The organism is Microbulbifer sp. SAOS-129_SWC (assembly GCF_039696035.1).
GTDB lineage: Bacteria > Pseudomonadota > Gammaproteobacteria > Pseudomonadales > Cellvibrionaceae > Microbulbifer.
Window position 1 is genome coordinate 4026263 of sequence record NZ_CP155567.1, and the last position, 15657, is coordinate 4041919.

Below are 15657 nucleotides of genomic sequence, written 5' to 3' on the forward strand. Positions count from 1 at the left end.
GGCCCAGCCCACGAAGTGAGCGGCGATGGACTATTGGTCTGTATTCTTATAGCTTGCTTTTTTGGCAACCTATTGCCTTACATTCACGGATTCTATCTTGAAGCTGGTTGGTGCGCGCAACAGTCATTGACGTCGTACATTGAAGACTGACAAAAAACTGACCATTTTTATGGACGCTACAGGCTCTATTACGGCGCTTTATCCAAGATACTTGCGTAGTTTTTAGCCTGTTTTTTTCTTGATTCGTCAGAAAAGAGCGGAGCTCAACATAAGCTGTGTTTAATTCCTTGTCTGATTCTTGATACACCTTATTTAGACAATACAGCCCATCAAAGTCATCTCTCGGCTTATCGCAATTATCAGCAAATACTGGGCTGGAAATTAGTATGGCGATAAATAGAAGTACATTTTTCATCGTATTTCCTTTTCTTTTGATTTTAGGCATAACAGCTGTATTCACCAACCACTGCGTTATGCGATTTTCCCACTATATCCGAAGACACTGCCATACTACCAAAACGTAAACTATTTATTTCACAGAAAATTAGACCAAAGCCCTAAAGACCTGCCAATCAGGATATATTGCCAAATGCGCTATATCACAGGGTTGCCGCCGGTTTGTGAATATTACCCGTCTAAAATCCCCCAAAAAAAACCCCGCTCAAATGGCGGGGTCTTTTACGTTCAGGCTGGGGGCTGCTCAACCCACCTCGGCCAGGTTACCCTTGCTCTCCAGCCATTGCTTGCGATCCCCGGCGCGCTTTTTGGCCAGCAGCATATCCATCAGCTGGTTGCTGTCATCGCCGGCGTCCACGTACAGTTGCACCAGCCGGCGGGTGTCGGGGTCCATGGTGGTTTCGCGCAGTTGCAGCGGGTTCATTTCACCGAGGCCCTTGAAGCGGGTGACCTGCACCTTGCCCTTTTTCTTCTCGGCAGTGATGCGGTCGAGAATGCCCTGTTTCTCCGCTTCATCCAGCGCGTAGTAGACGTCCTTACCGATATCGATGCGGAACAGCGGCGGCATGGCCACATACACGTGGCCTTCGGTGACCAGCGGGCGGAAGTGGCGCAGGAACAGCGCGCACAGCAGTGTGGCGATGTGCAGGCCATCGGAGTCGGCGTCAGCGAGAATACAGATTTTGTTGTAGCGCAGTCCTTCCAGGTTGTCGCTGGCCGGATCTACGCCGAGGGCAACGGCAATATCGTGCACTTCCTGGTTGGAGAAAATCTCGCCGGAGTCCACTTCCCAGGTGTTCAGGATCTTGCCGCGCAGCGGCATGATCGCCTGGAACTCGCGGTCGCGGGCCTGCTTGGCAGAGCCGCCGGCCGAATCGCCCTCCACCAGGAACAGTTCGCTGCGCGCCGTGTCGCTGCTCGAACAGTCCGCCAGCTTGCCCGGCAGTGCCGGGCCCTGGGTGACCTTCTTGCGCGCGACCTTCTTCGCCGAGCGCAGGCGCTTCTGCGCGTTGCCGATACACAGCTCGGCGAGCCGGTCGCCCTCTTCGGTGTGCTGGTTCAGCCACAGGCTGAAGGCATCCTTGGCCACGCCGGACACGAACGCAGTGGCCTCACGGGAGGACAGCCGCTCCTTGGTCTGACCGGAGAACTGCGGGTCGGCCAGCTTGGCAGAGAGCACGTAGGAGCACTGTACCCAGATATCCTCCGGGCCCAGTTTGACTCCGCGCGGCATCAGGTTGCGAATCTCGCAGTACTCGCGCATCGCTTCCAGCAGTCCCGAACGCAGCCCGTTGACGTGCGTGCCGCCCTGAGCGGTGGGGATCAGGTTGACGTAGGATTCGGCAGTTACCTCACCGCCCTCCGGCAGCCACTGCACGGCCCAGTCGGCGGCCTCGGTCTGCGCGGAGAAGCTGCCGATAAACGGCTCGGCCGGCAGCACTTCCCAGCCCTGATTGGCAGCGGCGAGATAGTCCTTGAGACCGTCTTCGTAATACCACTGATCCGATTCGCCGTCCTGCTCATTGATAAACACCACGGTGAGTCCGGGGCACAGCACCGCCTTGGCGCGCAGCAGGTGGCGCAGGCGCGGCACGGAGAACTTGGGCGAATCGAAATACTGCGGATCCGGCATAAAACGCAGGCTGGTACCAGTGGTGCGCTTGCCACACTCACCAATGACTTCCAGATCGGAGGCTTTATCGCCGTTCTGGAAACCGATGCGGTGCACTTTGCCATCGCGCTGGATGGTAACTTCCAGCACCCGGGACAGAGCGTTGACCACCGATACGCCGACCCCGTGCAGGCCGCCGGAAAACTGGTAGTTTTTGTTGGAAAACTTGCCGCCGGCGTGCAGCGTGGACAGGATCACTTCAACGCCCGGGCGACCCTGTTCCGGGTGGATATCCACCGGCATGCCGCGGCCGTCGTCGCTGACCGACAGGGAGTGGTCCTTGTGCAGCACCACTTCGATTTTTTTCGCATGTCCGGCCAGGGCCTCGTCGACACTGTTGTCGATGACTTCCTGGGCCAGGTGGTTGGGGCGCGTGGTATCGGTGTACATGCCCGGGCGTTTGCGCACCGGGTCGAGCCCCGTGAGTACTTCGATATCTTCGGCGGAATAGTTGGCCATATTTTTTATTGATTACTCGTTAACAGATTCTGCGTTGTGCGCTTGCTGGTTGTGAATGGCGACCGTTACTGGTGGCTGTTACCGGCGGTTGCCGTAGCTATGCCGTTTGCGGTAGCCGCGCCGAACAGGAATTCGACGATCGGCGCGCAGTAACGCTCGAACCCCTGGAAACCGTGATCGCCACCTTCCTCGACAGTCTGGCGCTGGCCGCGGTAGAAACCCTCGGCGTCGCGGCTGTCCAGCGTCTCATCACCGCGCTGGGCCAGCAGCCAGTAGCGGCCGCGCAGCGGCGACTGCAGCTCGCCCTCCAGCTTGCGCATGGTAGCAACGTCTGCGTCACTAAGGCGATACTCACGCGGCTCGCCGCTGTAGGGTAACAGTGTCTGGCCAACGTAAGCGGGCATAAAGCGCGCCGGGTGTATCGCCGGGTTGATCAATACGGCTGGCAACTGAAAGCGCTCCGCCAGGTAGCTGGACCAGAAGCCGCCCATCGAGCTACCTACCAGCCCCACCGGGTGGCCGCCGGCGATGGACTCCTCCACCAGCGCCAGCAGCGCCTGCTGCGCCTCTCCGGGATAGGGAGACACCAGCGGTGCGCAGAATTCGATGGACCGCTGGGCGGCGAGCCATTTGCGCATCTGCTCGCACTTGGCGGATTGGGGCGACGACAGGAAGCCGTGCAGGTAGATCAGCCGTGGTGCCGCTGCCTGTTGTGATGATATTTCTTGCATGGGGCGCGATTATAACGCCCCCGGCGCCACCCTGCTGCGATCCAAAGTCACCCGGCTCGCGAAATTGCCCAATCAATAGCGCAGCGACCGGTCCAGGCTGCTGAAGGCGCGGCGCAGGTCGGTGCGCATATCGGCCCAGAAAGCCGGTGGAGAGAAGAGTTTCAGCCGATCGCTGCTCAGGTTGGCGAAGGATTCGCCAAACTCGCGGCGATCGCGAAACTGCAGCGCCACACGCCCCCGGCTGTCGCTGAGGCTGCCCGACAGCGTGCCGTAGGCGGTGTGTTCCGAGAAAACCTCGCGCAGCCGGGTTGTCTGCTGCAGAGGTGCGGGCAGGAAGAAATCATCCAGGCGCAAATGCAGCGTGTAATCCGCCGCGTCGGCGCTGGAAACCAGCCTGGCGCCACGCGGCGCCAGGAAGCGCTCGGCAAAAGCCTGCGCCACGGTGTCGTTCAGGCGCGCAAGCGCGTCTGCGTCGAGTGTGCGGTTGCGGAACCCCAGTGGCTGGGTGCCCGCGGCGGCCGGGCTGCGGTAACTGATCGCGATTGGCGCCACATACACGGCGGCTCCGTTCAGGTTCAGCCCCGTGGCGACGGCCACCTGATCCAGGCCCCCGCCACGCGCAACCAGGCCCGAGGCACTCGCGGGGGCTCGCGGCTGCGCCGTTGTGGCGGGCACCGGCTGGCCACCGCAGCCTGCGAGCAAACCCTGCAATACGATGCAACACAACAGGAAAACCCGGAACATCGCCAACCTCACTACTTTCACCTGGAAAGTGTAGGGCGAGCGCTGGTAATTGGCAGGTAGAGCGTGGCGGCTGGCCGGATGCTCAGTAGCCGCCGGAGGCGAGGTCGACGCTGTATTCCGATACCGCAACGCGCTCGACACCGGTGCTATAGCGGCCGTCGTCGTGCAGTTCGAACCAGCGGTAACCGGGCAGGCGGTCATCCACCGCGAAGGGGCCACTGCCGGGAGTGAACTGCACCGAAGTGGAAGGGGTTGCGTGCAGGCCGACGTGGCCCAGCTCGCTGTCGAACCGCTGGTGTACGTGGCCCCATACCAGCGCTTTGACGTTGGTTGCGGCGGACACCAGCTGCAGCAGGCGCTCACCGCCTTCGCGCAGCATATGACCGTCGATCCAGTCACTGCCCACCGGTACCGGCTGGTGATGCATCAACACCATCACCGGGTGCTGGTGATACTTATCCAGCAGCCGCTCGAAGCGATCCAGCTGGGCGCCGCTGAGACCACCGCAGATCTGGTTTTCGACGCTGCTGTCCAACAGCAGCAGACGCCAGTTGCCGAGCTCGACCACTTCGGCACAGCGTGCGGGAGCGATGCGCCGCATATGTGCCGGGTTATCGTGGTTACCCGGCAGCCAGAACCAGGGAGCGGCCACCGGCTGCATTTTTTGCAGGAAACGATAGTAGGCGGCCTCGGAGCCGTTGGCACTGACATCGCCGGTGACCAGCATCAACTCGGTGTCGCGATGGTCGCGGGCCACCGCGTTCAGCACATCGTCGAGAGTGCGCCCGGTATCCAGCCCTAGCAGCTGGTATTCCGGCCGCCCGCCGATGTGCGGGTCGGTGATCTGCACCAGCCGATGTACCGGGCTTCGATCCCCCTCTACCGCTTTCGCCGCTATCGACTCTTCACTCACTTGCTCACCTTTCAACTCACATCCCTGTATCGGCCCGGCGCACGCGGTACGTCATATGCGCCGGCCATCCAATACCAATTCAAATTCTGTCCGACCGTTTGCCAGGCAGTGACCCAGCCACTCACCGAGAAAACGGTTGGCCTGCTGCCGCTCATCGGCGCGCTCCATGCGCGGATTCGGGTAGGGGCAATCAATGCCAATGCCGCCCAGCGGGCCGCGTCCGTCAATAGCCACCACTTCCGCCATGCGCGCATCGTGGTAGAGGCGCACGGTAATCGGCGGCGGTGCCAGCCAGCGACCGCCGGCAGCGTTATCGGCACGTTCCTCGCGTGCCCGCAGGCGCACTTCGGTGGTGTAGCGCGAGCGCTCCAGCACCGCCACTTCCAGAGCCCCGTGGGGCATCCGATAGCGCCAGTGCTCGCGGCTGGCCAGTTCTGGCAACAGTTTGCACAGGCGCAGGTAGTTGGCGTCGCAATCGGCATGGTAGGCCGGCAGGTCGACCCGGTACGCAGACATTCCGCGCCGATCGGCGAGCGGACGCAAGCGTCGCTCGGTTTTCAACGTTGCCGCCATTATTGACACTCCAATTCGTTCGACGCTGTGAATCAGCTCTCAGTTTGTGCCCGCGGTGGGCAAATGGCCTCTCAGGCCAGATGACCCGTTAGCCAAATGTAGTTTTCTGCGCCATATTTTGCAGTTGCGCGCGATTCAACTGCAGCCACTGCAGGCAGATGATAGTGGCGGCATTATCAATTACGCAGTAACCGGGCGCGCCGCTGCCCATCGCGTCCAGCAACGTTGCCAGAGGCAGAACCCGCAGGCGGATATCCTCGTGCTCGTGTTCCAGGCCGAAATGCCCCCCGGCTTCGCGCAGGTCGGCAAAGGCGCAGAACAGGTGCAGGCGCTCGGTGCTGCCGCCGGGACTGGGCATATAGCTGTTGATAAAGTGCAGCTGCTCCACCGCCAACCCGGCCTCTTCCTGCACCTCGCGGCGCGCCACATCCTGCAACGCCTCGCCCGCTTCCACCATGCCCGCGACCACCTCCAGGCACCAGGGTCCGCCGGGGCGCTCCAGCGCGCCGATGCGGAACTGCTCGGTAAGGGCCACCAGCTCGCGCTCGGGATCGTACAGCAGCACCCCCACGGCGGCGCCGCGCACGAACAGCTCGCGCTCGAACTCGGCGCTCCAGCCGCCGCGGTACAGACGGTGGCGCAAGCGCAGCTTGAGCATGGTGAAAAAGCCCTTGAAGGCTTCGCTGCGCTCCAGCACCTCCACCGCACTGCGATCGAACGGCGGCGCCAGGTCGGCGGTGGGGGCGGATTGGTTATCGCTCATGGTAGCCCTGTCAGTGTTCCAATTCGGCAGTATGCGGCCCTGCGTCCGCGGAAACCAGTTGTCGCCTTGTCCTGTGGCGACGATTTTAGCGCCGGGGCGGGAAGCGGCTCAGCATCTGCGCCAGCTCCTCGTGCAGGCGCTGCTGGCGGCGGCCCGGATCCGCGTCGCCGGCCGCGGCAGAGGGCAGGCTGCCGTGCCATAGCGGCTGGCCGTCCGGCGCCAGCATGTCCAACACCAGGGTGTCTTCGCGCACCGGGTGTACCGCCAGCGGCGCACGCCAGCCGAATCCCCAGAAGCCATACCCGCCGTAAAGGGACAGGCTATCGTCGTAGACAGCCACCTTGTCCTCCGCGAGCAGCTGCAAGCGCACCTGGAAATCCGCATCGGCGGCGCTGTCGGCGGGCCGGTAGCGCCGCCGCAACAGGCCGTCGAGTGCGCGGCGCGCGCGCTTGACCTGCAGCGGAGACACCGCGCCAGTCGCGAGAGGATCCAGCAGGTAGTAACTCTGCAGGTGGGAGAAGTCCGCCTGCGCATCGTAATCGACGGCGACCGGCGGCGTGCTGACGCAGCCGCCCAGAGTGAACAGGGCCGCCAACGCGACCCAGAGAGAGGCGCTCATGCCGTGCTCCCACTGCAAAAAATTCAAAGCGTCGGCATCCGTGCGTGCAAATGGATGACCCCGGAGTCCGTCAGTAGGCCGGTGGCAGATCTTTTAACAGCTCGCGCACCGCGGCGGCGAGCAGGCTCTGGCGCGACTTGGCATCCTCCGGGCGCGCCAGCAGCTTGCTGGCGCTGCCGCCCCAGATCGCGGGGCCATCGGCGCGGCCAATACCCAGTGTCAGGGTAACCCGCGGCGCGCCGCTGCGGTTGGGCATATCGACCACGCCGGACTGGGCGTTGGCATCGAACTGGGCATCCCAGCTGGGGTGGGTGTCGTCGTTGACGAATTGCTCGTCGACGATCGCCACCTGGTAGTCGACGAGCATATCGGCGCGGCTGCTGTCCTCCACTTCCCGATAGCCGCGGGCGGCAAGCTCCGCCCTCACCGCTGCGCGCATTTCATCATCGAGTTCCACCAGCTGTGCCGAGGCATCGGGCACATTGCCGAGCGGCGACTGGCCCCACGCGTAGGTGGAAAACGCCACCGGTGCCTGTGCCGGCTCCACCCGCTGCACTTTGACCTGTTGGCAGGCAACGGTGATCAGGGCCAAAAAACCAATTAAAATCAAACGCATAGCAATTCCTTATTCCCTGTCTGATGCGGCTGGTAGCCGGCGCGGTTCATTTCGTCGGCCCGGCAACCGGATACAGTTCTATTTTAGGACTCCAGCCCAGCCACTCGGGTTTCGCTTTCGGGTAGAGCGGGTAGTGGCTGCCGGACTCCACTTCGCGCCCCGTGTCCGGCGCCTCCGGCGTGGCAAACGCGAGACCGCCGGCCAACAGCGACTTGGTCGATTCGGTGTTGACCGTGAGGCCGGTTTTCAGGCCGAAGTTCACCTCGACACCGCTGGCATTCCAGAACACCGTGTGCTCGCGCACCAGGGTGCGATAACGCGGCTGTATATGTACGTAGATGTAAACGCGGTCCGCCAGTTCCCCTAAATCGAATCCGGTGACCTCACCCACCTGTACCTGGCGGTAGTAAACCGGGCTGCCGGCGGTCAGTGAACCGCGGCGCGGGGCATCGAGAATCACCGTGAGGCCCGGGCTGCTCATGGTATCCGCCAGGTCCGGTTTGGGCGGTTCCGCCAATGCGGTGAATTGGGTTTGCGGCGCGCCCGTGCCGGGCTCCAGCGCCAGGTAGCGGCCGGTGATGATGGTGCCCAGGTTCGCCACCTTGCTGATACCGATTTGCGGCGACACCACCCACAGGCGCATGCCGGCGCGGGCAAAGTCCTGGTAGCGCTGGTACAGCTTTGCGCGTGCGCTCACGGCGCTGCGATCATGCGCCAGTCGCAGGCGGGTGATTTCTCCCACGGCGATACCGCGGTAGCGCAGCGTGGCGCCCTCGCGCAGCCCTTCCGCATCGGGCAGGGTGATGGAGATATCAAGCCCCTCTTCCAGCGCTGCCTCGCGGCTGCGGTACAGCGTGAATTCGGCCCCATCTTTGGCCGACGCCGCGTGCGCCCGCGCCCCCGGCGGACTGCCGAAGGCGATGCCGCCGCGCACCAGCGACAGCAGCGAATCCGCCTCCACCTCGATACCGGTAAAACCGGCGCTGGCGTGCAGGCCGCTGACATTCCAGAAACGACTGCGTTTGTTCACCAGGCTGGCGTAACGCGGCTCAATCACTACGTAAACCTCGACATCCTCGCCGTCGTCGCTGAGCGCCATGCCCTGCACTTTACCCACCTCGATGCGCCGATAGTACACCGCGGCACCGCGCTGCAACGAGCCGGGGCTGCGCGCGCGCAGGCGCAGGTGCAGGCCGGGGACTCGCGGATCCATTGGCGGCGCCGTGGCGCGGGCATTGAAGGTGCGCTGCGAGCGCTTGCCGCGGCGCAGGTCCACCTCGATGCGGCCGCCCTTGAGCAGCTCGTTCAACCCGCCGGAAATATCCAGTGTCGGCGCCGCCATCCAGAAACGCGTATTCTCGCTCAGCAGGTCGTCGGTGATCGGATCCATCAGCACCTTGACCTCCATGCCATCGATACGGCGGTTGGCCTTCACCTGGCTGACCTTCCCCACCTGCACTCCCTGGTAATAGACCTGGGTATTGCCGGCACTGACGTTGACGCCGCGATCGAAATTGAGGGTGATGGGAATGCCGGCGTCGGCATCGGAGAAACTCTTGTACAGCTTGAATTGGCTGCCATCGACCGCCAGCGGCGACTGGCGCTGGGGTTCCGGCGTATAGAAACTGATGCCGCCGGCGACCAGCGCCGCGATCGATTCCATATTCACGGTAACGCCGCTGATCCCCCCCTCGACCGACAGCCCCGAAGCGTTCCAGAAACGGCTGCCACGGTGTACCAGGTGGGCATATTCACTGCGGATGAACAGATCGATCTCCACCTCGCTGTCGCCGTCGCCGAGGCGGTAATTCTCCACCTGGCCAACGCGCAGCTGGCGGTAGTAGATCGGCGAGCCGCGATTCAGCGATCCCAGTCGCGGCGCCTTTACCACCACCCGCAGGCCCTCGCCGCGGACGTGCGCGGGCGGCTGTTCGAGGGCGACAAAATCGCGCTTGCGCGCGCCGCTACCCGGTTCCACGGCGATATAGTTGCCGGACACGAGCGCCTCCAGGCCGCGCACGCCGGTGATCGAAAGCTCCGGCTTTACCAGCCAGAAATCGCTGCCCTTCACCAGCAGGTATTCGGCACTGCGATTGAAATCCACCTCCGCCAGTACACCGTCGGCGCCGTCGAGTTCCGGCGCGTTGGGCACCAGACGGAAATCGTGGACCACGCCGATATCGACCCCCGAATACTTCACCGCAGTCTTGCCCTTGACCAGGCCATCGCCGGAGTGAAACAGAATGGTGGCGCGGATATCGCCCTGAGTAAAATCCTTGTACAGCAACCACACGGCAATCACCGCCGCGATCAGCGGCAACACCCACACCAACGGCAGGCCGCGACTGCGTTGAACCACCGCCGCCTGCGCTTCCTGCCGGGGATACTCGTCAGCCATTCCCAGCGGCTCCTTCTCGTTGTTGTTCATGCGCCCCCTGTCCGTCGCGCGCCTCGTCGTAGGCGTCCCAGATCAGGCGCGGATCGAAGCTGCGCGCCGCCATCATGGTAACCACCACTACCGAGGCAAACGCGGTGCTGCCGGGGCCGGCGCGCACCTGGGCAACGGCGCCCATATCCACCAGCGCCACCAGAATCGAAATCATGCACAGGTCCAGCAGCGACCAGCGGCCGATTCCCGAGACCACACGGTACAGTTTCATTGCCCGCCGAGGAACCAGCGGCAGGCGCAGCTGTATCTGCACCAGCATCACTGTCAGTCCCACCAGCTTCATCACCGGCACTACAATACTGGCCACAAACACCAGCAGCGCGATGCCCCACAGGCCCGCCTGGTACAGCTGGATGACACCGCCAATGATGGTGCTGGGCTCGCCCGAGCCCAGATAGATCACCGTCATCACCGGCAGCATATTGGACGGCAGCAGCAACAGCGCGCCGGTGATCGTCAACGCCCAGGTCACCATCAGGCTGCCATCGATACGCGTGTGTACCCTGGCGCCGCAGCGCGGGCAGTGCCGCGGTGCCCCGTCCGCCGGCATTGCCACCAGCTGGTGACAGCACAGGCAGCAGCTCATACCTTGCGCGCGGGCTTTTGCCGGTATCGTCACACCGCCTCCCCGCCGGCGCGCCGCGCCGCCATGCGCGACCAGACCGCATCCTGGTTGAAGCTCAGGTTGGAGAGGGTGGCCACCAGCATCATCGCGGCAAAACAGTACAGGCCCGGCTGTACCTCCATCTTGCCGAGGTCGCTCATCTTCACCAGCGCGACCAGTACACCCAGCATGTAGACATCGAGCATGCCCCACTCCTTCAGGTGCTGATACCAGCGCACCGCCGCCGCTACCGGTCGGTCGAATAACGCCCAGGCGCTGCCCCAGCTGATAAATGCCAGCAGCAGAAATTTCATCAACGGCGCTATCACGCTGCAGAACAGCACCAGTGTCGACAGCCACCAGTAGCCCGCTTTGAATAACGACATCACGCCGTTAACAAGGGTGTTGTCGGCATCGAAGGCAAAGATGGAGAAGCGCAGCAGTGGCAGGGTGGCCGAAGGGATAAACAGCAGTAAACCGGTCAGCGACAACGCCGCGGTGTAGCGCAGACTGTCGCGCGCATTGCGATGCAGGGTGGCGTTGCAGCGCGGGCACACCAGCTTGCGTCCGGTCGGCGCCACGGCGTCTACCAGCAGCAGATCGCACTCGTGGCAGGCGCGCTGCCAGTGGTGGCGCCGCCCGCTATTCTGCTCCCGCTCCATTAATTCCGCCAACCCTTGCCTCTTCCTGCAAAATGTTTGCCGCATCCAAATCGCGGGCTGCCGCGTCTATTGAAATAGCGAATGTCGACCCGATCTGTAGCGATGGCCAAATTCGCCGTTCGCGATCGTATAACCGCACATTCGCGTCGGTTTAACGAAGATATACCAAAATGCAGCAATCGTCGCCTCGACGCTCCCGGCGCCCCCGGGTACACTGGCGCACTGCCTTGATCCGGACAACCATGCCGGCCTCGCCAGTGGGGAGACTGGCTACGAGCGCATTTGCAGCTTTTGAGACCGCACCCGCCACAGGAAGTTGACACAAATGAACAGAAGTGAAAGAAACCCGAGCAGCGGCCGCGCGCGCCCGCTGAAGACGCAGATCGCCACCGCGCTGAGAGCCCATGTCGGCGCCGCGCTGAAGACCAATATCCGCACCGCGCTGAAAACCAATATCGGCACCGCGCTGAAGGCTCCACTCGTCGCCGCCCTGTTCGGCTTCGGCGCCATGCAGGCCCACGCCGATACCCTGTGGGAAATCTACCTGCAGGCGCTGGACAACGATCCCCAGCTGGCCGCCGACCGCGCCAACTACGAGGCGGGGCTGGAAAACAAGAATCTCGGTCGCGCCGCGCTGCTGCCGCAGGTCAACGCCTCCGCCGAAGCCAATAAGACCCGCATCAATTCCAGCGGTATCGGCACCCAGTTCGCCGAAACCGGCGGTCTGCTGCTGTTCCCGCGCAGCGGCAAAAGCGACCTGGACCAGCACACCTACTCCGCCAATCTGAGCCAGGCGATCTTCGACCTGCCGGCCTGGTTCGGCTACAAGCAGGGCAAGAAGCTCAGCGAGGAAGCCGCAGCGGAATTCAGCTTTAACCAGCAGGAAATGATGGTCCGTGTGGCGGGTGCTTACTTCGATGTGCTGCGCGCCGTCGACGACCTGAAAACCGCCCAGGCGGAAGAGGAAGCTCTCGCCAAGCAGCTGGAGCAGACCCAGCAGCGCTTCCAGGTGGGCCTGACCGCGATCACCGACGTCTACGACTCCCGCGCCGCCCACGACAGCTCCGTGGCACGCCTGTATGACGCCCGCGACATCCTGCTGTCCAGCTTCGATGCGCTGTCCGTGCTGACCGGCCAGCCACACGACACCATCGCCCCGCTGGTGGATCAGTTCACCGTCGCCGCACCGGTGCCGGCAGAGCGCAGCGCCTGGGTCAAATTCGCCCTGGCCAACAACTTCAACCTGAAGGCCGCGCGCCTGGCCTCGGACGCGGCCCGCTACAACGCCCGCGCCGCCGCCGCCGATCACCTGCCCACGCTGACCGGCTCGCTGAGCTATCAGAAGTCATACAGCAGTGGCGATACGACAACCACGACCGAACTCCGCGGCTTCAGCAATACGACCACTTTCCCGTCGGACGATGAGTCCGAAACCCGGGTTGCGGCACTCCACCTGCAGGTTCCCATTTTCACCGGTGGCCGTATCAGCGCCAGCCGCCGCCAGGCCCGCGCCCAGTCGTTCCAGGCCGAGGATCTGCGCAACCTGACCGAGCGCAACACCATCCAGAACACCCGCACCCTGCACCGCTCCGTGGTTACTGACGTGTCTCGGGTCAACGCGCGCAAGCAGGCGATCGTGTCCGCACAGAGCGCCCTCGAGGCCACCCAGGCCGGCTACGAAGTGGGCACCCGCAACCTGGTGGATGTTTTGATCGCCCAGCAGACCCTGTTCCAGGCGCGCCGCGACTACTCCGCGTCCCTGTACAGCTATATCCTCAACACGCTGCGCCTGAAAGAGGCCGCCGGCTTGCTGTCTCCGGACGACCTGCAGCAGCTCGAGGTCAAGCTGAACCCGACCGCCTCCATCTCCCGCGGCCTCGCCAGCGTGCCGCTGGCCATGCCGGAGAGCAATGCCGCCGACGACGCCAAGGTGGTGCCCACCGCGGCCGAGCCGACCAAGTAAGCGTGCAGCTATCAGGCCCGGCATATTGTTGCCGGGCTAATAAAAAAGGCCGACACCTGCAGGTGTCGGCCTTTTTTGTATCTCCCGAGCGCTGCCAACGATCAATCCATCAGCAATTCAATCTCCGCCAGCAGCCGCTGTAATGCACCGCTGTTGGCTTCGGCCACTGCGCGCGCGCGCTCACCGGCGGCACGACGCGCATCGTCGTCGCTCAGCCACTGCGTCAGCTGCGCCGCCAGCTGCGCCGCGTCCTCGACCACGCTCAGGCCGCCCGCCTCGCGCAGCAGCTGCGCGACTGTGGCGAAGTTGTACAGGTGCGGCCCGCACACCACCGGCACGCACCAGGCGGCCGGCTCGATCATATTGTGCCCGCCCACCGGCACCAGGCTGCCGCCGACAAACGCCACATCGCAGGCGCCATAAAAACGCAGCAGCTCCCCCATGGTATCGCCGAGCAACACCTGGTGGGACAGCTGCGGCTGGCCCCCGCTGCTGCGGCGCAGCACTTTCAGCCCGCGCTCGCGACACAGCCGCGCAACACTGTCGAAACGCTGCGGGTGGCGCGGCACTAGCACCAGCAGTAGATCGGCCAGCTCGGGCCGGTCGCGCCGCACTCGGGCAAAGGCATCCAGTACCAGCTCGTCCTCGCCGGCGTGGGTACTCGCCGCCAGCCACACCGGGCGCGGCCGGCTGCCGCCGCCGTGCCACCGGTGCGCCAGCGCCTGGGCCTCGCTGGCGAGGCCCAGGTCGATTTCCAGGTCGAATTTGATATTGCCGCAGGCTGTGACCCGCTCGGCCGGCATCCCCAGGGCCACGAAGCGCTCCGCGTCCGCCGGATACTGGGCCACCACCCGCGTCAGGCTGGCGAGCATCCTGCCGGTCAGGCGCGGCACACGGGCGTAGCCGCGCGCGGATTTCTCGCTCAGGCGTGCATTCGCCAACAGGGTCGGGATATCCCGACGCGCGCAGACTGCCAGCAGGTTGGGCCACAACTCCGTTTCGATGATGACCAGTGCCGTGGGACGCAACGCATCAAGGAACGGGTTCAGGCACTCCGGCAGGTCATAGGGCAGGTAGTAGTGCAGCAGGCGACCACCGAGCAGCGGTCGCAGTGCCGACTGCACCCGCTCGGAGCCGGTCGGCGTCGTGGTGGTAACCAGCCACTGCCAGTCGCTGTGGCGCGCAGCCAGCGCCTCGATCACTGGCACCGCCGCCAGCGTCTCTCCCACCGATACCGAGTGTACCCAGATCAGTGGCGCGCGGCTGGCCCGCGCCGGTACCCGGCCACAGCGCTCGCGCCAGCGCCGGCGGTAGGCGGGCTGACGGCGGCCGCGCCACCACAGGCGCAGCAGGATAAGCGGCAGCGCCAGCCGAAAAATCCACGTATACAGGGTATTCAACAAGTCCGGTCAGTTCCGCTGGTTTGAGTGCAAGAATACGGAGAATTATTTATCGATCACTTTATAAAAGTCGAGTTGGGCGCCGAAGACACCGGCAATGACCCCGGCGGAGCGGCAGACCTTCAGCCAGCTGCGATAGCAGTCCCTTCTGCGCCCCAGCAGCATAAAGAGACAGGATTTCACCAGGGAGATCAACACCTGGCCGACCCCGGATACGAACACCCGCACGCGCGAGCGCCCGCAGGCAATTTTTTGCACGGCTTGGGTCGTGCCCGCAGAATACTTGCGGCGCGCCTGCCAATGGGCGGAAATCCGGCTGGGCGGAATCGTTTCGTGTACGACCGCTTCCACGCAGTTGACGATATCGATGCCGCGCGCCGCAACGGCGGTAAAAAACAGCGTGTCTTCGCCACCGGCGAACGGACGGCTCTCGTCGAAGCGTAAACCGAGATCGCGCACCACTGTGATCGGGATCAGGACGTTGTTGGTGGCACAGTACTCCAGTCGCTCGCCAGTCTGCCCTTTCTTGCGCTGATAAAACTCCGCCATCAGCGCCGGCGTACTCTCCGGTACGTCTGCAATAACGTAGCCACTGACCACCGCATTGCCGCCCAGCGCAACGGCGCAATCATAAAGCTGCACCAGCCAGCTCGACTCGACCCATTCGTCATCATCGATGAAAATCAGGTAATCGGCTTCCAGGCGCAACGCCTCGGCAACGCCCCGATTGCGCGCACAGGGAATACCGCGACGCGGTTCACAGACGTAGTGCAACGGGACCGGGAAGCTCGCCGCGAGCTTGTTCGCCACCGGCGCAGCGCTGCCGGCCGGGTCATTGTCGACCACCGTGACTTCCACCCGTACGCCTGCGGGAATATCCATGCGCATCAGGCTGGTGAGCGCTACCTCCAGCGGACCGGGGCGCAGACAGGAGCAGATGCAGATGTTGAGAAACTTGGGAGGCATGAGTACCGTACAGCTAGCCCGCATTTTGAAGAGGGCGCAGACTACACCTCCTATTTTTCGATGTCTA

At 63.5% G+C, this 15657-nt stretch carries 15 protein-coding genes; 1 reads left to right on the plus strand and 14 read right to left on the minus strand.

What is annotated here, in order from left to right; translation table 11 throughout:
* Positions 1–46: 46 nt before the first annotated feature.
* The 12 genes from ABDK11_RS17040 to ABDK11_RS17095 all read right to left on the minus strand — a co-directional run bounded on the left by ABDK11_RS17040 (position 47) and on the right by ABDK11_RS17095 (position 11273).
* Positions 47–415 carry a lysozyme inhibitor LprI family protein gene (locus tag ABDK11_RS17040; RefSeq protein ID WP_346837722.1) on the minus strand — a complete coding sequence of 123 codons (369 nt, stop codon included), beginning with the start codon at positions 413–415 and terminating at the stop codon, positions 47–49.
* Between the two features lie 285 nt (positions 416–700).
* Complete coding sequence (gene parE, locus ABDK11_RS17045; protein WP_346837723.1) at positions 701–2587, minus strand: DNA topoisomerase IV subunit B; 1887 nt, start codon at positions 2585–2587, stop codon at positions 701–703.
* A 65-nt stretch (positions 2588–2652) separates the two neighbouring features.
* Positions 2653–3318: a YqiA/YcfP family alpha/beta fold hydrolase gene (locus ABDK11_RS17050; protein ID WP_346837724.1), complete on the minus strand. Its 666-nt coding sequence runs from the start codon at positions 3316–3318 to the stop codon at positions 2653–2655.
* Positions 3319–3390: 72 nt separating this feature from the next.
* Positions 3391–3993, minus strand: coding sequence for a hypothetical protein (locus ABDK11_RS17055; RefSeq protein WP_346837725.1), 603 nt, complete (start codon positions 3991–3993; stop codon positions 3391–3393).
* Positions 3994–4144: 151 nt separating this feature from the next.
* A complete protein-coding gene (locus ABDK11_RS17060; RefSeq protein WP_346837726.1) occupies positions 4145–4975 on the minus strand; it encodes a metallophosphoesterase in 831 nt (276 codons plus the stop codon).
* Between the two features lie 51 nt (positions 4976–5026).
* Complete coding sequence (locus ABDK11_RS17065; protein WP_346837727.1) at positions 5027–5548, minus strand: DUF1249 domain-containing protein; 522 nt, start codon at positions 5546–5548, stop codon at positions 5027–5029.
* 88 nt (positions 5549–5636) lie between these two features.
* Positions 5637–6311, minus strand: coding sequence for an NUDIX domain-containing protein (locus ABDK11_RS17070; RefSeq protein WP_346837728.1), 675 nt, complete (start codon positions 6309–6311; stop codon positions 5637–5639).
* 85 nt (positions 6312–6396) lie between these two features.
* Complete coding sequence (locus ABDK11_RS17075; RefSeq protein ID WP_346837729.1) at positions 6397–6930, minus strand: DUF4136 domain-containing protein; 534 nt, start codon at positions 6928–6930, stop codon at positions 6397–6399.
* Positions 6931–7000: 70 nt separating this feature from the next.
* On the minus strand, positions 7001–7546 hold the full coding sequence (locus tag ABDK11_RS17080) for a DUF4136 domain-containing protein (protein ID WP_346837730.1): 546 nt from the start codon (positions 7544–7546) through the stop codon (positions 7001–7003).
* A gap of 46 nt (positions 7547–7592) precedes the next feature.
* A complete protein-coding gene (locus tag ABDK11_RS17085) occupies positions 7593–9974 on the minus strand; it encodes an MlaD family protein (protein ID WP_346837731.1) in 2382 nt (793 codons plus the stop codon).
* Positions 9937–10614 (minus strand): paraquat-inducible protein A, encoded by a 678-nt coding sequence (locus tag ABDK11_RS17090; protein ID WP_346837732.1) that lies wholly within the window; start codon positions 10612–10614, stop codon positions 9937–9939. The genes ABDK11_RS17085 and ABDK11_RS17090 overlap by 38 nt, the downstream gene beginning before the upstream one ends.
* Entirely contained in the window at positions 10611–11273 is a 663-nt protein-coding gene (locus tag ABDK11_RS17095; RefSeq protein WP_346837733.1) for a paraquat-inducible protein A, read from the minus strand. The genes ABDK11_RS17090 and ABDK11_RS17095 overlap by 4 nt, the downstream gene beginning before the upstream one ends.
* A gap of 313 nt (positions 11274–11586) precedes the next feature.
* Between ABDK11_RS17095 and ABDK11_RS17100 the strand changes: the two genes are divergently transcribed.
* On the plus strand, positions 11587–13224 hold the full coding sequence (locus ABDK11_RS17100; RefSeq protein WP_346837734.1) for a TolC family outer membrane protein: 1638 nt from the start codon (positions 11587–11589) through the stop codon (positions 13222–13224).
* 101 nt (positions 13225–13325) lie between these two features.
* On the opposite strand, the gene waaA is transcribed toward ABDK11_RS17100, so the two are convergent.
* Together waaA and ABDK11_RS17110 are read right to left on the minus strand one after the other, a co-directional pair.
* The gene (gene waaA / locus ABDK11_RS17105) at positions 13326–14627 is read right to left on the minus strand and encodes a lipid IV(A) 3-deoxy-D-manno-octulosonic acid transferase (protein ID WP_346837735.1); all 1302 of its coding nucleotides are present in this window, start codon (positions 14625–14627) and stop codon (positions 13326–13328) included.
* A gap of 42 nt (positions 14628–14669) precedes the next feature.
* Positions 14670–15590: a glycosyltransferase gene (locus ABDK11_RS17110; protein WP_346837736.1), complete on the minus strand. Its 921-nt coding sequence runs from the start codon at positions 15588–15590 to the stop codon at positions 14670–14672.
* Positions 15591–15657 lie beyond the last annotated feature (67 nt).